This is a genomic window from Pseudomonas sp. KU26590, assembly GCF_026153515.1.
Lineage (GTDB): Bacteria > Pseudomonadota > Gammaproteobacteria > Pseudomonadales > Pseudomonadaceae > Aquipseudomonas.
In genome coordinates, this window is sequence record NZ_CP110644.1 from 1,049,311 (window position 1) to 1,067,406 (window position 18,096).

Annotated in this window: 17 protein-coding genes; 12 read left to right on the forward strand and 5 right to left on the reverse strand. The window is 61.9% G+C overall.

The window, feature by feature from the left end; translation table 11 throughout:
• Nucleotides 1–122: 122 nt before the first annotated feature.
• The 12 genes from OKW98_RS04845 to lipA all read left to right on the forward strand — a co-directional run bounded on the left by OKW98_RS04845 (nucleotide 123) and on the right by lipA (nucleotide 11,675).
• Entirely contained in the window at nucleotides 123–1,397 is a 1,275-nt protein-coding gene (locus OKW98_RS04845) for a glutamate-5-semialdehyde dehydrogenase (RefSeq protein WP_265388172.1), read from the forward strand.
• Nucleotides 1,398–1,479: 82 nt separating this feature from the next.
• Entirely contained in the window at nucleotides 1,480–2,124 is a 645-nt protein-coding gene (nadD, locus tag OKW98_RS04850) for a nicotinate-nucleotide adenylyltransferase (RefSeq protein ID WP_265389651.1), read from the forward strand.
• A 66-nt stretch (nucleotides 2,125–2,190) separates the two neighbouring features.
• Nucleotides 2,191–2,610, forward strand: coding sequence for a ribosome silencing factor (rsfS, locus tag OKW98_RS04855; protein WP_237255042.1), 420 nt, complete (start codon nucleotides 2,191–2,193; stop codon nucleotides 2,608–2,610).
• Nucleotides 2,611–2,619: 9 nt separating this feature from the next.
• Nucleotides 2,620–3,087: a 23S rRNA (pseudouridine(1915)-N(3))-methyltransferase RlmH gene (gene rlmH / locus OKW98_RS04860; protein ID WP_037017961.1), complete on the forward strand. Its 468-nt coding sequence runs from the start codon at nucleotides 2,620–2,622 to the stop codon at nucleotides 3,085–3,087.
• A gap of 31 nt (nucleotides 3,088–3,118) precedes the next feature.
• Complete coding sequence (mrdA, locus tag OKW98_RS04865) at nucleotides 3,119–5,017, forward strand: penicillin-binding protein 2 (RefSeq protein ID WP_265388173.1); 1,899 nt, start codon at nucleotides 3,119–3,121, stop codon at nucleotides 5,015–5,017.
• A gap of 31 nt (nucleotides 5,018–5,048) precedes the next feature.
• Nucleotides 5,049–6,152: a rod shape-determining protein RodA gene (rodA, locus tag OKW98_RS04870; protein ID WP_265389652.1), complete on the forward strand. Its 1,104-nt coding sequence runs from the start codon at nucleotides 5,049–5,051 to the stop codon at nucleotides 6,150–6,152.
• A 17-nt stretch (nucleotides 6,153–6,169) separates the two neighbouring features.
• On the forward strand, nucleotides 6,170–7,180 hold the full coding sequence (mltB, locus tag OKW98_RS04875) for a lytic murein transglycosylase B (protein ID WP_265388174.1): 1,011 nt from the start codon (nucleotides 6,170–6,172) through the stop codon (nucleotides 7,178–7,180).
• Nucleotides 7,180–8,226 carry a septal ring lytic transglycosylase RlpA family protein gene (locus OKW98_RS04880; RefSeq protein WP_265388175.1) on the forward strand — a complete coding sequence of 349 codons (1,047 nt, stop codon included), beginning with the start codon at nucleotides 7,180–7,182 and terminating at the stop codon, nucleotides 8,224–8,226. Before mltB ends, OKW98_RS04880 begins: the two co-directional genes overlap by 1 nt.
• A 204-nt stretch (nucleotides 8,227–8,430) precedes the next feature.
• Nucleotides 8,431–9,591: a D-alanyl-D-alanine carboxypeptidase family protein gene (locus OKW98_RS04885; protein WP_265388176.1), complete on the forward strand. Its 1,161-nt coding sequence runs from the start codon at nucleotides 8,431–8,433 to the stop codon at nucleotides 9,589–9,591.
• Between the two features lie 98 nt (nucleotides 9,592–9,689).
• Nucleotides 9,690–9,965, forward strand: a complete 276-nt coding sequence (locus tag OKW98_RS04890) for a DUF493 domain-containing protein (protein WP_265388177.1) — start codon at nucleotides 9,690–9,692, stop codon at nucleotides 9,963–9,965.
• Nucleotides 9,965–10,612, forward strand: a complete 648-nt coding sequence (gene lipB, locus OKW98_RS04895; protein ID WP_265388178.1) for a lipoyl(octanoyl) transferase LipB — start codon at nucleotides 9,965–9,967, stop codon at nucleotides 10,610–10,612. Before OKW98_RS04890 ends, lipB begins: the two co-directional genes overlap by 1 nt.
• Before the next feature lies 1 nt (nucleotide 10,613).
• The gene (gene lipA / locus OKW98_RS04900; protein WP_265388179.1) at nucleotides 10,614–11,675 is read left to right on the forward strand and encodes a lipoyl synthase; all 1,062 of its coding nucleotides are present in this window, start codon (nucleotides 10,614–10,616) and stop codon (nucleotides 11,673–11,675) included.
• Between the two features lie 255 nt (nucleotides 11,676–11,930).
• Here the strand turns inward: lipA and OKW98_RS04905 are convergent, their stop codons facing one another.
• The 5 genes from OKW98_RS04905 to leuS form a co-directional block, all read right to left on the reverse strand.
• A complete protein-coding gene (locus OKW98_RS04905) occupies nucleotides 11,931–13,268 on the reverse strand; it encodes a lytic murein transglycosylase (protein ID WP_265388180.1) in 1,338 nt (445 codons plus the stop codon).
• An 86-nt stretch (nucleotides 13,269–13,354) separates the two neighbouring features.
• Entirely contained in the window at nucleotides 13,355–13,513 is a 159-nt protein-coding gene (gene arfA / locus OKW98_RS04910; protein WP_265388181.1) for an alternative ribosome rescue factor ArfA, read from the reverse strand.
• A 95-nt stretch (nucleotides 13,514–13,608) separates the two neighbouring features.
• On the reverse strand, nucleotides 13,609–14,646 hold the full coding sequence (gene holA / locus OKW98_RS04915) for a DNA polymerase III subunit delta (RefSeq protein ID WP_265388182.1): 1,038 nt from the start codon (nucleotides 14,644–14,646) through the stop codon (nucleotides 13,609–13,611).
• A 42-nt stretch (nucleotides 14,647–14,688) separates the two neighbouring features.
• A complete protein-coding gene (gene lptE, locus OKW98_RS04920; RefSeq protein WP_265388183.1) occupies nucleotides 14,689–15,294 on the reverse strand; it encodes an LPS assembly lipoprotein LptE in 606 nt (201 codons plus the stop codon).
• Between the two features lie 85 nt (nucleotides 15,295–15,379).
• Entirely contained in the window at nucleotides 15,380–17,986 is a 2,607-nt protein-coding gene (leuS, locus tag OKW98_RS04925) for a leucine--tRNA ligase (RefSeq protein WP_265388184.1), read from the reverse strand.
• Nucleotides 17,987–18,096: the final 110 nt, after the last annotated feature.

An 18,096-nucleotide genomic window follows, 5' to 3' on the forward strand; every position in this document is an offset into this window, starting at 1 on the left:
GCCGCTCCGCCTTGAGAACAACAAAACGGCCTTATTCCGACCATCCGCCCGTCGCCGCTGTCGTTCAGCACGCCCGACAGCTATAATCCGCCGCTTTCCCATTTGCCAAGACCCCCGAGACCATGACTGAGTCCGTTCTTGACTACATGACCCGCCTGGGTCGCGCCGCCCGCGAAGCCTCCCGCGTGATCGGCCGTGCCAGCACCGCACAGAAGAACCGCGCCCTTGCAGCCACCGCTGCCGCGCTGGACGCTTCCCGTGCCGAGCTGACCGCCGCCAACGAACAAGACCTCGCTGCCGGCCGCGCCAATGGACTCGAACCCGCTCTGCTCGAACGCCTCTCCCTGACCCCGGCCCGCATCGACAGCATGATCGCCGGCCTGCGCCAGGTCGCCAGCCTGCCAGACCCCATCGGCACCCTGCGCGACATGAACTTCCAGCCGTCCGGCATCCAGGTCGGCAAAATGCGCGTGCCACTCGGCGTCGTCGGCATCATCTATGAGTCGCGCCCCAACGTCACCATCGACGCCGCCAGCCTCTGCCTCAAATCCGGTAACGCCACCATCCTGCGTGGCGGCTCCGAAGCCATACATTCCAACCGCGCCATCGCCGCCTGCATCCAGCGTGGCCTCGATGACGCAGGTTTGCCCGCCGCCGTCGTGCAAGTCGTCGAAACCACCGACCGCGCCGCCGTGGGTGCCTTGATCACCATGCCGGAGTACGTGGACGTCATCGTTCCCCGTGGCGGCAAAGGTCTGATCGAACGCGTCAGCCGTGACGCCAAAGTCCCGGTCATCAAACACCTGGACGGCATCTGCCACGTCTACGTCAGCGCCCATGCCGACCTGGCCGCTGCCCAGCGCATCAGCTTCAACGCCAAGACCTACCGTTACGGCATCTGCGGCGCGATGGAAACCCTGCTCGTCGATCAAACCGTCGCCGCAGACTTCCTGCCGCCCATGGCCGCCCAGTTCCGTGAAAAAGGCGTCGAACTGCGCGGTTGCGAGCGCACCCGCGACCTCATCGACGTTTTGCCCGCCACCGAAGAAGACTGGCACACCGAGTACCTTGCGCCGATCCTGTCGATCCGCATCGTTACCGGTCTGGACCAGGCCATCGAACACATCAATCACTATGGCTCGCATCACAGCGACGCCATCATCTCCGACTCGCAAGCCCAGACTCGCCGCTTCATGGCTGAAGTCGACTCGAGTTCGGTGATGGTCAACGCGCCCACCAGCTTTGCCGACGGTTTCGAATACGGCCTGGGTGCGGAAATCGGCATTTCGACCGATAAGATTCACGCGCGCGGTCCCGTGGGGCTTGAAGGCCTGACCTGCGAGAAATACATCGTCGTCGGCGATGGCACACAATTGCGCGGGCAGGGGCCAGTCTGACTTGGCCGACGTCGGTCAGCCTTCAGGCAGCGGCGCGCAGGCAGTGGCCGATCCGATTGCAGTCCCGCTGAACACTGCACGGGTGGCCAAGCGCATCGGCATACTCGGCGGCACGTTCGACCCGGTGCACATTGGCCATTTGCGTGGCGCACTGGAAGTCGCCGAGCTGCTGAAACTCGATGAGTTGCGTCTGACGCCCAGCGCCCGACCGCCTCATCGCGATACGCCGAGCGTTTCGGCGCAGGACCGTCTGGCGATGGTCCAGTGCGCGGTCGCCGGGGTGCCGCCATTGACGGTGGATGATCGCGAGCTGTTGCGCGACAAGCCGTCGTACACGATCGACACGCTGGAATCGATGCGCGCGGAACTCGCCGCCGATGATCAGCTATTTTTATTGCTGGGTTGGGACGCCTTTTGCGGGCTGCCTTCCTGGCATCGGTGGGAAGAGTTGCTGGAGCACTGCCATATCGTGGTGCTGCAACGCCCGGACGCCGACAGCGAGTCCCCGGATGCGATGCGAAATCTGCTCGCGGGACGTGCCGTCAGTGATCCAAAGGCCCTGAAAGGGCCCGGCGGTAAAATTACGTTCGTCTGGCAGACGCCGCTTTCGGTGTCTGCCACCCAGATCCGTCAACTGCTGGCCAGCGGTAAGTCGGTACGTTTTCTGGTGCCAGACGCGGTACTGGCCTATATCGATACGCACGGGCTTTACCGTGCGTCGAACTGAAGGAGCGTTTCAACGCAGCCAAGTGCGCGAAGAAACGCCCAAACATACGAGTTGAAAGAGTTTTTTATGACTGACAAACGCGCTGTAAATCCAATCATCGACGTGATCAAAGCTGCACTGGAAGACGTCAAGGCCGTGGACATCCAGGTGCTGGACGTCCGTGACAAGCAGAGCATCACCGACTACATGGTCATCGCGACCGGTACCTCCAGTCGCCAGATCAACGCGATGCTCGACAAGGTCCGCGAAGAAGTCAAAAAGCAGGGCCTCAAGCCGTTGGGCGAAGAAGGCAAGGGCAACAGCGACTGGGTGCTGCTGGACCTGGACATCGCCATCGTCCACATGATGACCGCTTCCGCTCGCCAGTTTTACGACCTCGAGCGTCTGTGGGCCGGTGCCGAGCAGAGCCGTTCGGCCAGCGCTGCACACCACAGCCCGGAAAACGCTCACGAGCATTTCGACAAGCTGAACAAAGACCAGGCCTAAGGCTTCGTCGTGCGTCTGCGTCTGATCGCTGTCGGTTCCCGCATGCCCAAGTGGGTGGAAGAGGGTTGGCATGAATATGCCAAGCGTCTGCCATCCGAACTGGCGCTGGAACTGGTGGAAATTCCGCTCAACACCCGTGGCAAGAACGCCGACGTGGCACGCCTCATCCGTCAGGAAGGCGAGGCCATGCTGGCGAAAGTGCAGCCGGGCGAGCGGATCGTCACGCTTGAAGTGCATGGCAAGCCATGGAGTACCGAGCAACTGGCGGGCGAGCTCGATCGCTGGCGTCTGGATTCGCGCACGGTCAACCTGATGGTCGGCGGTCCGGAAGGGCTGGCGCCGGAAGTCTGTGCCCGGGCCGAGCAGCGCTGGTCGTTGTCGCCGCTGACGTTGCCGCACCCGCTGGTGCGCATCCTCATCGGTGAACAGATCTATCGTGCCTGGACCGTGCTGTCCGGTCACCCTTATCACAAGTAGCGCCGCTGCCTTTACTGTGAACCTGCCCTAAATGTCTCAGCCGATCCGCCTGAAAGACCACGAAAAGGACGCACGCCTTGTGCGCAGCCGAGTCGTGGTCGGCGCAGTCGCGGTTGTCGTGCTGATCTGCGTGTTGGTCGCGCGGCTTTATTTTCTGCAGGTCATCCAGTACGAGTATCACTCGACGCTGTCCGAGAACAATCGCGTTCACGTGCAGCCGATCCCGCCGAGTCGTGGCCTGATCTACGACCGTAACGGCGTGGTCATTGCCGACAACCGGCCCAGCTTCAGCCTGAGCATGACCCGCGAACGTTCCGGTGACTGGACGCAAGTGCTGGACACCATCGTCCAGATCCTTGAGCTGACGCCGGATGATCGGATCATCTTCGAAAAACGCATGAAGCAGGGGCGTCGGCCGTTTGAACCGGTGCCCATTCTGTTCGAGTTGTCCGAAGAACAGATCGCCCGCATCGCCGTCAACCAGTTCCGCCTGCCGGGCGTTGAGGTGGTGGCGCAGCTGGTTCGTCACTATCCACAGGGCGAGCACTTCGCGCACTCGGTGGGTTACATGGGCCGGATCAACGAGAAAGAGCTGAAAAGCCTCGATCCCGTGAATTACAGCGGCACCCATCACATGGGCAAAACCGGCATCGAGCGTTTCTATGAGCCCGAGCTGCACGGTCAGGTCGGCTACGAAGAAGTCGAAACCAACGCCCGCGGCCGCGTCTTGCGCGTGCTCAAACGGACCGATCCGGTGCCCGGCAAGGACATCGTCCTGAGCCTCGACATCCAGCTGCAGCAAGCCGCCGAAGCTGCGCTGGCCGGGCGTCGCGGCGCGGTAGTGGCGCTGGACCCAAGCACGGGCGAGGTGCTGGCGATGGTCAGCCAGCCGAGCTTCGACCCGAACCTGTTCGTCACCGGCATCAGCTTCAAGGCGTACTCCGAGCTGCGCGATTCGGTCGACCGTCCGCTGTTCAACCGCATTCTGCGAGGCCTGTATCCACCGGGTTCGACCATCAAGCCGGCCGTGGCGATTGCCGGCCTCGACACCGGCGTGATCACCGCCAGCACGCGGGTCTTCGACCCCGGCTATTACATGCTGCCGAACTACGACCACAAATACCGCAACTGGAACCGCACCGGCGATGGCTGGGTGGATCTGGACACGGCGATTATGCGTTCCAATGACACCTACTTTTACGATCTGGCCCACAAGGTCGGGATCGATCGGCTGTCCGCGTACCTGAACAAGTTCGGCATCGGCCAGAAAGTCTCGCTGGACATGTTCGAAGAATCCCCCGGCCTGATGCCGTCCCGTGACTGGAAGCGCGTCACCCGGCGGCAGGCGTGGTTCCCGGGCGAGACACTCATTCTGGGGATCGGTCAAGGCTACATGCAGGCCACCCCGCTGCAATTGGCCCAGGCCACCGCGCTGGTGGCGAACAAAGGCAAGTGGAACCGTCCGCACCTGGCCAGGACCGTCGAAGGGCAGAAGCCGGTGGACGAAAACCCGATGCCGGACATCGTCCTGCGCGACCCGTCGGACTGGGCCAAGGTCAACCACGGCATGCAGCAAGTGATGCACGGCGCTCGCGGCACCGCGCGCAAAGCCGCGATTGGTGCGCAGTACCGCATCGCCGGCAAGAGTGGTACGGCCCAGGTCGTGGCCATTCGGCAGGGCGAGAAGTACGACCGCTCGAAAGTCCAGGAACGCCACCGCGACCACGCCTTGTTCGTCGGCTTCGCACCGGCCGACAGCCCGAAGATCGTCGTCGCGGTGATGATCGAAAACGGTGAGTCGGGATCGGGCGTTGCCGCGCCGGTGGTGCGGCAGGTCATGGACGCCTGGCTGCTTGATCCCCAGGGCCATCTGAAACCCGAATACGCCAGCAATGCACAGCCTCCGGAGACCGCGGCCCGTGAAGAGTAATTTCGACCGCATCCTGTCCAGCGAAGATGTGATGCGCCGTCGCGCCACCTTCCTGCAGAAAATCCACGTCGACGGCCCGCTGCTGATCCTACTGCTGACGTTGGCGGCGGGCAGCCTGTTCGTGCTGTATTCGGCCAGCGGCAAGAGTTGGGACCTGCTGATCAAGCAAGCGACCTCCTTCGGTATCGGCCTGGTGTCGATGTTCGTCATTGCGCAGCTTGAACCCCGATTCATGGCCCGCTGGGTGCCCGCCGCCTATGTGATCGGCGTGTTGCTGCTGGTGGCGGTGGACGTCATGGGTCACAACGCCATGGGCGCCACGCGCTGGATCAACATTCCCGGGGTCATCCGCTTCCAGCCCTCGGAATTCATGAAGATCATCATGCCGGCGACCATCGCCTGGTACCTGTCCAAGCGCACGCTGCCGCCACACCTCAAGCACGTCGCGGTGAGCCTCGGGCTGATTGGCCTGCCGTTCATTCTGATCGTGCGCCAGCCGGACCTCGGCACCTCGCTGCTGATTCTGGCGTCCGGCACCTTTGTGCTGTTCATGGCCGGCCTGCGCTGGCGCTGGATCATCAGCGTGATCGCGGCCGCAGTTCCGGTGGCGGTCGGCATGTGGTTCTTCTTTATGCACGACTACCAGAAGCAGCGGATCCTGACCTTCCTCGACCCGGAGAGCGATCCGCTCGGCACCGGCTGGAACATCATTCAGTCGAAGGCAGCCATCGGATCGGGCGGCGTGTTCGGCAAAGGCTGGCTCATGGGCACGCAGTCGCACCTGGACTTTTTGCCTGAAAGCCATACCGACTTCATTATTGCGGTGCTCGGCGAAGAATTCGGCCTGGTGGGGATTTGCGCGCTGCTGCTGATCTACCTGTTGCTGATCGGCCGCGGGCTGGTGATCACCGCCCAGGCGCAGACGCTCTACGGCAAGCTGCTCGCGGGCAGCCTGACCATGACCTTTTTTGTTTACGTTTTCGTCAATATCGGTATGGTCAGCGGTCTGTTGCCGGTCGTAGGCGTGCCGTTGCCCTTCATTAGCTACGGCGGAACTTCGCTGGTGACGCTGCTGTCAGCGTTTGGTGTTTTGATGTCGATCCACACGCATCGCAAATGGATCGCTCAGGTTTGATTAAGGTGAAGAACTCAATGCAAGTAGTGCGTGGCTGGGCTGCTCGATATGCGCCGCTGGTCGGTCTGATGGGCATCTTCGGCTCAGTGCAGGAATCACTTGCCGGTGACTATGACGGCTCCCCTCAAGTCGCCCAGTTCGTCAGCGAAATGACCCGCGATTATGGGTTTGCGGGCGAGCAATTGATTGAGGTGTTCCGTGATGTGCAGCGCAAGCAGGCGATCCTCGATGCCATTTCGAAGCCCGCCGAACGCGTCAAACCGTGGAAAGACTATCGCCCGATGTTCCTCACCGACGCGCGCGTTGCCCGGGGCGTCGACTTCTGGCGTCAGCACGAGGCCGCCCTGGCGCGCGCCGAGCAAGAATACGGGGTGCCCGCTCAGGTGATCGTTTCGATTATCGGCGTCGAGACGTTTTTCGGCCGCAATACCGGGAATTACCGGGTGATGGACGCGTTGTCGACGCTGGCATTCGACTATCCCCAGCGCGCCGACTTCTTTCGCAAGGAGCTGCGCGAGTTTCTGCTGCTGTCCCGCGAACAACAGGTCGATCCACTGACGCTCAAAGGCTCCTACGCCGGCGCCATGGGTTTGCCCCAGTTCATGCCGAGCAGCTTCCGCGCCTATGCAGTGGATTTTGACGGCGACGGCCACATCAATATCTGGAACGACCCGGACGATGCAATCGGCAGCGTTGCCAGCTACTTCCAGCGTCACGGCTGGGTGGCCGGTCAGCCGGTTGTCAGTCGCGCGGACGTGCGCGGTGACCGCGTCGACGAGGGCTTGAGCCCTGGCATTGATCCGGTGAAGAACGTTGGGGAGTTGCGAGCGTTGGGCTGGGCGAGTCATGATGCGCTGCGCGACGACATGCCGGTCACGGCGTTTCGCCTCGATGGCGACAAAGGCCCTGAATACTGGATGGGTCTGAAGAATTTTTACGCAATCACGCGGTACAACCGCAGCGTGATGTACGCCATGGCCGTGCATCAGCTGTCTGAAATGCTTGTTCAAGCCCGGGACGTCAAGTAATGCGGTCACTGCCGATGCAACAACCATTGAAACTGATGGCCTTCGCGGCGCTGACTCTGCTGATCGTCAGCTGCTCAACCAGCCGACCGACGACCACGACGCAGCGGCAGCAGGGCAATGTGATCCGTTCGCAGCCCGGGCTGGACATCAACCGGGCGCACAAAGACGGCGCGCCCTGGTGGGACGTTGACGTTTCGCGCATCCCCGACGCCATTCCGACCCTGCACACCGGCCCCTACAAGGCCAACCCGTACACCGTGCTGGGCAAGACCTATTTCCCGCTCAGCGATGCCAAGACCTATTCCCAGACGGGAACGGCCTCGTGGTACGGCACCAAATTCCACGGCCAGAACACCGCCAACGGCGAGGTCTATGACCTGTATGGCATGAGCGCGGCGCACAAGACCCTGCCGCTGCCCAGCTACGTTCGCGTGACCAACCTGGACAACAACCGCACGGTGATCCTGCGGGTCAACGATCGCGGCCCGTTCTACTCCGATCGCATCATCGACCTGTCTTACGCCGCGGCGAAGAAGCTCGGTTATGCCGAAAACGGCACGGCGCGGGTAAAAGTCGAAGGCATCGACCCTTCGCAGTATTGGGCGCAGCGCGGCAAACCGGCACCACTGATGCTGGATCAGCCACAAGTGGCGAGCAACACGCCAGCGCGTCAGCCGCAACCGGGCGCTCCGGTGATCACCGCCTCAGCGGGTACCATCGAGCAATGGACGCCGCCGCCCCAGCAACACGCCGCCCCGGTCACACCCGTGCCGATCGACGCAAAAAAAAACGCTTCCGGACAAGCGTCTGGGCTATTTCTCCAAGTGGGAGCCTTCGCCAACCCGGACGCTGCGGAACTCCTGAGGTCGAAATTGAGCGGGATGGTGCGGGCGCCGGTGTTCGTGAGTTCGATCGCACGCAATCAACAGACGCTCTATCGCGTGCGGATGGGACCGGTCGACACGCCGGGTGAAGCCCAGCAACTGCAAAACAGCGTAAGGTCGGCCAATCTCGGCTCGCCAAGCGTCGTCACCTCGGACCAGTAACGCTTCCATATGCTTTATCAGCGATACCCGCCCCGGTAACGGAGGCGGTTTTCGCGGCCTGACCGACGACCTGCCAGCCGGGTTTGTCGTTGTCAGCAGCTTTTCACGGCACGTTCTGTAGAATGTGAGCCCGTTTGCCGGGGTAGCCCGGCACCCGCTTTGCCCGCAAGGGCATGTTTGCCCATTAGCATTTTCGAGAGACGGATGAACATCACCAGCTTTGCAAAACGCCTTTGCCTGCTAATCCCGCTATTCACCGCGCCTGCCGTGTTTGCGGCAGAACAGATGACGCCATCGCCACCGCAACTGGCTGCCAAGGCTTATGTGCTGATGGACGCCAACAGCGGCAACGTTCTGGTCGAAAACAATGGCGACCAGCGCCTGCCACCGGCCAGTCTGACCAAGCTGATGACCGCCTACATCGCCACGCTGGAAATCCGTCGCGGTCAGATCGGCGAAAACGACCCTGTGACCGTCAGCGAAAACGCCTGGCGCACCGGCGGCTCGCGGATGTTCATCAAAGTGGGCAGCCAGGTCACCGTGAGCGACCTGCTGCACGGCATCATCATTCAGTCGGGTAACGACGCCAGCGTTGCGCTTTCCGAGCACATCGCCGGCAGCGAAGACGCCTTCGCCGACCTGATGAACAAGACTGCTGCCGACCTGGGCATGGTCAACAGCCACTTCATGAACCCGACCGGCCTGCCGAACCCTGATCACTACGCCACCGCCCATGACATGGCCCTGCTGGCGCGCGCGATCATCCACGAAGACCCGGCTCACTACGCGATCTACTCGCAGAAAGAGTTCTTCTGGAACGGCATCAAACAGCCAAACCGCAACCTGCTGCTGTGGCGTGACAAGACCGTCGACGGTCTGAAAACCGGTCACACCGAAGAAGCCGGCTACTGCATGGTGTCCTCGGCCGTTCGCGATGGCATGCGTCTGATTGCGGTGGTGTTCGGCACCAACAGCGAGCAAGCTCGTGCTGCCGAGACCCAGAAGCTGCTGACCTACGGTTTCCGCTTCTTCGAAACCCAGACCTTCTATCAGAAGGGCACCGAGCTGGCTCAGGCGCCGGTCTGGAAAGGCACAGAGCGTCTGGTCAAAGCCGGTCTGGCTGACGACCTGACCATGACCATGCCAAAAGGCGAGCTGAAGAAGCTGGCTGCCAGCATGACCATGAATCCACAGCTGGTTGCACCGATCGCCAAAGGCGACGTCATCGGCAAGGTTGAGGTCAAACTGGACGACAAGGTCGTGCACAGCGCCAACCTGATCGCCCTGGACGCCGTTGACGAAGGTGGTATCTTCCGCCGCCTGTGGGATAGCATCCGCTTGTTCTTCTACGGTCTGTTCAACTGATCACCGATTGATCAAAAGCTGACCGTTGCTCCGTACGCCCCCGTCGCCGAACGCGACGGGGGCCTGTCCGTTTTCCGGCTTACGAGGCCGTTACTGCCATGACAGATTCCGACGTTAAAGCGCCAAAAATCGAATTTCCCTGCGCCGACTATCCGATCAAGATCATCGGTGACACGGGTGTGGGCTTCAAAGACAGGGTCATCGAGATCCTCGAGAAGCACGCCACCGTTGATATGAATACCCTGGCCGAGCGCCAGAGCAGCAACGGCAAATACACCACCGTTCAGCTGCATATCATTGCTACCGGTCAAGACCAGCTTTACGACATCAACAGCGAATTGCGGGCCACCGGCTTCGTGCACATGGTGCTGTGATGGGTGCGGTTCTGGGCTTTCGTGAACTCGGGCTGACCGACTACGAGCCCACCTGGCAGGCCATGAAACGCTTCACCGACGGTCGCGACCGCGAAACCGCCGACGAGGTCTGGCTTGTGCAGCATCCGCCCGTCTTCACCCAGGGCCAGTCCGGCAAACCCGAGCATTTGCTGCTGCCGGGGGATATCCCCGTGGTGCAGGTCGATCGTGGCGGCCAAGTGACTTATCATGGCCCCGGCCAACTGGTCGCTTATTTGTTGCTGGACGTTCGCCGTCTGGGCTTTGGCGTTCGCGAACTGGTCACCCGGATCGAGCGCAGCCTGATCGATCTGCTGGCCGGTTACGGTGTAAACGCCGCTGCCAAGCCTGACGCGCCGGGGGTTTACGTCGACGGCGCCAAGATCGCCTCACTGGGGCTGCGCATCCGCAACGGCTGTTCGTTTCATGGCCTCGCGTTGAACGTCGATATGGATCTGGACCCTTTTAAACGGATTAATCCCTGTGGGTATGCGGGGCTGGCGATGACCCAGCTGCGTGAACAGGCAGGGCCGATTGAATTTGCCGAGGTTAGTGCCCGGCTGCGTGCGCAGCTCGTCAACCACCTCGACTACGCTGAGCAGACGACCCTAACGGGCGGAATCGATTGATATGACTACCGCGTATGAGGCAGCTGACACTGTCGTGAATACAGAGAATGCCGTACAAACCCTGATCCCGACAGTGAGCGTGGCCACGCCTGAGCGTGTGGCTCGTCCGAAAGTGGAAGCCGGCGTGAAGCTGCGCGGCGCGGAAAAAGTCGCGCGCATCCCGGTGAAGATCATTCCGACGGTCGATCTGCCGAAGAAGCCGGACTGGATTCGCGTGCGCATCCCGGTCTCGCCGGAAGTCGACCGCATCAAGGCGCTGCTGCGCAAGCACAAGCTGCACAGCGTGTGCGAAGAGGCGTCCTGCCCGAACCTGGGCGAGTGCTTCTCCGGCGGTACCGCGACCTTCATGATCATGGGCGACATCTGCACCCGTCGCTGTCCGTTCTGCGACGTCGGCCATGGCCGTCCGAAAGCGCTGGATCTCGATGAACCGAAGAGTCTGGCCATCGCCATCGCTGACCTGAAACTCAAGTACGTGGTGATCACTTCCGTGGACCGCGACGACCTGCGCGACGGCGGTGCCCAGCACTTTGCCGACTGCATCCGCGAGATCCGCTTGCTGTCGCCGAACGTGCAGCTGGAGACCCTGGTTCCGGATTACCGTGGCCGCATGGACATCGCTCTGGAAATCACCGCTGCGACGCCGCCGGACGTCTTCAACCACAACCTGGAAACCGTGCCACGGCTGTACAAGGCCGCGCGTCCGGGTTCGGATTACCAGTGGTCGCTGACTCTGCTCAAGCGCTTCAAGGAAATGCTCCCCCACGTGCCCACCAAATCCGGCCTTATGCTGGGTCTGGGCGAGACTGACGAAGAAGTCATCGAAGTCATGCAGCGTATGCGCGAGCACGACATCGACATGCTGACCCTGGGTCAGTACCTGCAACCGTCGCGCAACCACCTGCCGGTGCAACGCTTCGTGCACCCGGACGTCTTCGCCTGGTTCGCCGAAGAAGGTTACAAGATGGGCTTCAAGAACGTCGCCTCCGGCCCGCTGGTCCGTTCCTCGTATCACGCGGACGAGCAAGCCAAGCTGGTCAAGTCGCTGCTCACTGCAGGTTGATTACAGCGTCGTTGATGCAGAAAGCAAAACGGGCCGGATAGACATATCCGGCCCGTTTTTTATGCGTGACGTTCACGGCGGTGTGGCTAGCATGCATCGCTATAACGGCATACGCATTCTGTAGAAGCCGGCTTGCTGGCGAACCCCGGTTGCCCCGACAAGCTTCTGTCGCCTGACGTACCGCGTTCGCCACCGTCGTAACCTCCGGCAGCTCCTACAGGTTGTGTGCTCGCCTGAGGATGATGTCTGCAGCAGTTACGGTTTGCGTAACTGCTCCAGCAATTCCTGCGTCGGGTACCCGTCCGCCGGCCAGCCAAAGGATTGCTGCGCGCTGCGAATCGCCTTACGCGTGTTGGCGCCGATGATCCCGTCCGGCGCGCCTGCGTCGTACTGTCGGGCCGAGAGCAGCGTCTGCAGCTCTATACGCTCGGAGCGGCTCAAAGGACGATCGCCGCGCGGCCAGCTGCCCTGTACATAACCGCCGCCATTGAAGCGCTCGGACAGCAAACCGATTGCCAGTGCATAGGACGAGGAGTTGTTGTACTTCAGGATGGCGCGGAAGTTGTCCATCACCAGAAACGCCGGGCCTTTGTAGCCGGCGGGCAGCAGCAACGCCGCCTGCTGTTGCAGCAGATTGGCGGGAAGCGCATTCCCGTTCGGCAGTTTCAGACCCAGCTGTTGCCATTCACTGATGGATTTACGGGTTGAAGCGTCGGCCAGCGCGTAGTCGAACCCCTGAGCCAGTTGCACTTCAAAGCCCCACGGCTGGCCCTTCTGCCAGCCCGAGCTTTGCAGGTAATGGGCGGTGGAGGCGAGGGCGTCGGTGGGGGAGTTCCAGATATCACGGCGGCCGTTGCCGTCGAAATCGACCGCGTGGGTGTTGTAGGTCGTCGGTATGAACTGCGTCTGGCCCATGGCGCCGGCCCACGAGCCGAGCATGCTCGGTGCATCGATATCGCCGTGCTGGATAATCTGCAGCGCTGCGATCAGTTGATCCTGCGCAAACTGCGGTCGGCGGCCTTCATAGGCCAGCGTCGCCAATGAGCGAATCACTGACTGAGTGCCCTGGAACTGGCCGAAGCTGCTCTCCATGCCCCACACGGCAACCAGTGCCTGGCGATCAACGCCATAACGCTGCTCGATGGCGCTCAGCGCGTCAGCGTATTGATTCAGCAGGGCCTGACCCTTGCGCACGCGCACGGCCGACATGGCGCCGTCGAGGTATTCCCACACCGGGCGACTGAACTCTGGCTGGCTGCGATCGGCCTTGACCACGCTCATGTCCGGGGTGACGCCGGCAAACGCGTTGTCGAAAACATCGGGGCGCACGCCGGCGTTCAGTGCCAGCGCACGGAACTGGCTCTGCCACTCGCTGAAGCTCATCGCAGGCTGGATTTCAAAGTTGCCGTCGTCAGGCTGCGCAACTGCGCCTGAAGGCGTGGGCAGACTCTTGACGACTTGCGCGGCGGGCGCGGTTTGAAGCGGGGTGGCAACGGCAGCGGTAGGCTGCTCGGCACAGGCGACCAGCGCGAAGAGGCTGGAGGCGGCGATCAACTGGCGAAGGTGCCAGTGACGGGGAAAGCTTGGGGGCATTCTGGGGTCCACAGTGCTAAACCGGAAGGTGCAGACCTTAACATGCCGGCCCTGCTGGTGGGGCGTCAGTCAGTAACCTGAAGTTTTCACGCCGCCATAACGGAAGAAGCCTCCCAGCTTTTAGACTGGAAGGCTTCGCGGCGGTAGCTGCCTTTGCCCTTGCCGGGTTGTTCCTGACGGCTGCGGAACAGTGGCTGGGCGACGATGGATTTGGCCTTGTTCGGCCGCTTTTTGGCTTTGCTCATGGCGTTCTCGCTCAAGTGGTGGGTGGAGCAGCGGGGAATATTCTGCCAGTTCGGCGCCGCTGTCCAATTGACCTGAGCTATCAAAACGTTACAGATTATTCCGCCGGCAAGGCCAGGCGTTGTCCCGCCATCAGCAGCGTCAGCCGACTCAGGCTGCTCCAGACCGAGCCTTGCGCCTGGCCTTTGATTTGCGCGTCGATGTGTTGCGCGTCCATCAACAGCTGACCCCAGCGTCGCGCGGAGTAACGTTGCAGGGCTTTGCTCATCAGCGGCTTGCGCTTGTCCCAGATCGGCGGACGCGCCTGACTGAACGCTTTGTCCAGCGGGATGCCCTGACTGAACTGCAACGCCAGATTGGCCAGCACACGCAGCTCGCGGGAAAGCGCCCAGAGAATGACCGGAGGCTCGACGCCTTCGCCGCGCAGCCCTTCGAGCATGCGCAGCGCGTGGGCCGCTTCGCCGTTGAGGATGGCGTCAGTCAGACCGAAAACATCGAAGCGCGCGCTGTCGGCCACCGCCGCCTGTACCGTCTCGACGGTGATCTGGCCTTCGTCGGCCATGAGCTTGAGCTTTTCGATTTCCTGAGCAGCCGCCAGCAGATTGCCTTCTACCCGCGCGGCAATCAGCTCGATGGCGTCTGGGGTTGCTGCGAGTCCGGCCTGTGAAAGGCGCTGACGAATCCATTGCGGCAATTGGCTGGCGTCTACCGGCCAGATCTGCACGAACTGGGTCTGCGGGCCTTCAACGAGCGCCTTGCCCCACTTGGTTTTCTGCGCCGAGCCGTCGAGCTTGGGCAGGCTGATCAACAGCAGCGTGTCTTCGGCAGGACGTCCGCAGTATTCCAGCAGCGCGGCGGCGCCTTTGTCGCCGGGTTTGCCGGACGGCAGGCGCAACTCCAGCAGCCGGCGCTCGGCGAACAGCGACATGCTCGCGCCCGCCTGAAGCAGGGTGCCCCAGTCGAAGCTCGAATCGGCGCTGAACACCTGGCGTTCGTCATAGCCTTGCTGACGCGCAGCCGCACGGATGGCGTCGCACGCCTCCTGACATTGCAGCGGGTCATCGCCGCTGACGATGTAGACGGGCGCAAGCGTGCCTTGCAGGTGTTTGGAAAGCTGGGCGGGGGCGAGTTTCATGGGTCAGAAAAGATCAGGGCCGGCGAACCGGCCCCGATGCCGTCACTTGGACGGGATTTCGATAGGCGACTGTTGTGGCGTCTCGTCGCGAATGCGCTGAGCAGCGGCTTCGGCGTCAGCCTGAGCGCGGGCAGCGGCGTCGGCTTTGGCTTGCAGCTCGTCAAGGCGCTGAGGTGTCAGTTGCTGCAGGCGGCCCAGCACTTTCTGCACGAGGTCAGAGCGCATTTCCTTACGGATCTGATCGGCTTCCTGGTCAGAGCCGATCAGGTTGTTGCCATCATGGACAAAGACCTTCTGCGACTGCACGGAGTCATCCAGCAGCAGAACATCTTTGCTGCCGTGAATTTCGTATTTCAGTACGGTGGTCAGCTCGTATTCGGCGGAACGGCCGGAGCCGGCGTAGCTCGCCGTGCGCTGGGTTTCGTCTTCACGGGCGATGAACAGTTTGTACTGCGCGCCGGTGTAGACGTGTACGCCGCTGCTGGTCAGGGTCTGACGCAGCTGGGTGACGACGTCGCCGTAAGCGTCGCGCGCGCTCACGTCCAGTTCCTTGATCGACAGTGAATTGGCGCCGGTGCCGCGCAGCTGGAAACCGCAGGCGCTCAGCAGAACCGCGAGTCCCATTACCAGCAGATTGCGTTTGATCATCTTGTTGCTCCCTTGAATCCGTTAGAACCCGGCATCCCGGGTTCTTGAAATTTATGCGGCGCCTGCAGGCAGGCGCCCGATTGCGTCAGCTGGCGACGATGTTAACCAGTTTGCCCGGTACCACGATCACTTTGCGGATCGTCAGGCCGTCGATGAAGCGCAGAACGTTTTCGTTGATCCGTGCGGCAGCCTCGACTTCCTCGCGGGTGGCGCTGGCCGGCATCTCGATTTGGCCACGCAGCTTGCCGTTGACCTGAATCACCAGCTGCAAGGTGTCCTGCACCAGTGCCGAGTCATCGACCACGGGCCAGCCGGCGTCGATGATCGGACCGGAGTGACCCAGCGCCGCCCACAGTTCGTGGCTGATGTGCGGGGTGATCGGCGCCAGCAACAGCGCAACAGTCTCCAGACCTTCCTGCAACAGCGCGCGGTCCTGAGCTGAAACCTGCGGCGCTTTTTCCAGCACGTTCATCAGCGTCATCACTTGCGCGATGGCGGTATTGAATTTGTGATGCTGCCCAACGTCCTGACCGGCCTGCTTGATGGCCAGGTGAATCGAGCGGCGAATGACTTTCTGGTCGTCGTTCAGGGCGGTTTTGTCGAGTGCGCTTGCAGCGCCCGCCGTCACGTGAGACTGAGCCAGACGCCAGACGCGCTTGAGGAAGCGGTGCGAGCCTTCCACGCCAGAGTCAGACCATTCCAGGCTCATGTCAGGCGGCGAGGCGAACATCATGAACAGGCGGCAGGTGTCTGCGCCGTACTGGTCGATCATCGACTGAGGGTCGACGCCGTTGTTCTTCGATTTCGCCATCTTTTCGATGCCGCCGATTTCAACCGGCTGGCCATCGGCAATCAGCCTGGCGCCGATGATCTTGGCCTTGCTGTCGCGTTCGAACTCGACGTCCGCCGGGTTGAACCAGGTTTTGCTGCCGTTGGCTTCCAGACGGTAGAACGTCTCGGCCACGACCATGCCCTGGGTCAACAGGTTCTTGAACGGCTCGTTGGAGCTGACCAGGCCTTCGTCGCGCATCAGCTTGTGGAAGAAGCGCGCGTACAGCAGGTGCAGGATCGCGTGTTCGATACCGCCGATGTACTGATCAACCGGCAGCCAGTGATTCGCAGCCTTCGGGTCGACCATGCCGCCTTCGTAATGAGGCGAGGCGTAGCGGGCGAAATACCACGAGGACTCGACGAAGGTGTCCATGGTGTCGGTTTCACGCTTGGCCGGTGCGCCGCAGGTCGGGCAGCTGCACTCGTAGAACTCGGGCATGCGTGCCAGCGGTGAGCCGGCGCCGTCCGGTACCACGTTTTCAGGCAGCTTGACCGGCAGTTGGTCTTCCGGGACAGGCACGTCGCCGCACGTGTCGCAGTGAATGATCGGGATCGGGCAGCCCCAGTAGCGCTGACGGCTTATGCCCCAGTCGCGCAGGCGGAACTGAGTGCGTGAGTTGCCCAGTTCTTTCTTCAGCAGCGCGGCTTCCATCGCGTCGAAAGCACCCGCGAAATCCAGCCCGTCGAACTCGCCGGAGTTGATCAGCTGACCGTGCTCGCCGTACGCGTCTTGCCAGGGCGCAGGGGTTTCATCGCCCGCACTGGTGCGTACAACGGCTTTGATCGGCAGGCTGTACTTGGTCGCGAACTCGAAATCACGTTCGTCGTGTGCAGGAACGGCCATGACCGCGCCGTCGCCGTAATGCATCAGCACGTAGTTGGCGACCCACACCGGCAGTTTCTCGCCGGTCAGCGGGTGCTCGACGAACAGCGAGGTCGGCAGGCCTTTCTTTTCCTGGGTGGCGACGTCGGCTTCAGCGACGCTGCCGCTTTTGCATTCGTGAATGAACGCTTGCAGCTCGGGATTATTCTGCGCAGCCAGGGTCGCCAGCGGGTGCTCGGCGGCGACGGCGACGTAGGTCGCGCCCATCAGGGTGTCGGGGCGGGTGGTGAAGACTTTCAGGGTGCCGGTTTCGCCGATGGACGCCTGGTCATACGGGAACTGCACTTCCATGCCACGGGACTTGCCGATCCAGTTGCGCTGCATGGTCTTGACCTGTTCAGGCCAGCCCGGCAACTCGTCGAGGCTCTCCAGGAGCTCATCCGCGTAGGCGGTGATCTTGAAGTAGTACATCGGGATTTCGCGTTTTTCGATCACCGCGCCCGAACGCCAGCCGCGCCCGTCGATGACTTGCTCGTTGGCCAGGACGGTCTGGTCGACCGGGTCCCAGTTCACGGTGCCGTTCTTGCGGTAGATCACGCCTTTTTCGAACAGGCGAGTGAACAGCCATTGTTCCCAGCGGTAGTAATCGGGCTTGCAGGTGGTGATCTCGCGGGACCAGTCGATCGCCAGACCCAGGCTCTTGAGCTGGTTCTTCATGTAGGCGATGTTTTCGTAGGTCCACTTGGCGGGGGCGACGTTGTTCTTCATGGCGGCGTTTTCCGCCGGCATGCCGAACGCGTCCCAGCCCATCGGCTGCAGCACGTTTTTGCCTTGCATGCGCTGATAGCGGGCGATCACGTCGCCGATGGTGTAGTTGCGCACGTGACCCATGTGTAGCTTGCCGCTGGGGTAAGGGAACATCGACAGGCAGTAGAAGGTGTCCTTGCCGGGCTGTTCACTGACTTCAAAAGACTTTTGCTCGTCCCAGAAGGTCTGGGCGGCGGCTTCGATTTCGCGGGGCTGGTAGAGTTCGTGCATGGCTACTTTTGGCTGAAATGAGTGACCCTTGACCGCTTCTTTGCGTGACCGGATCAGGAGGCCTTCGCATGCCAGACGAGGCCGTCCGCATTGCGATGCATCCATGCCCG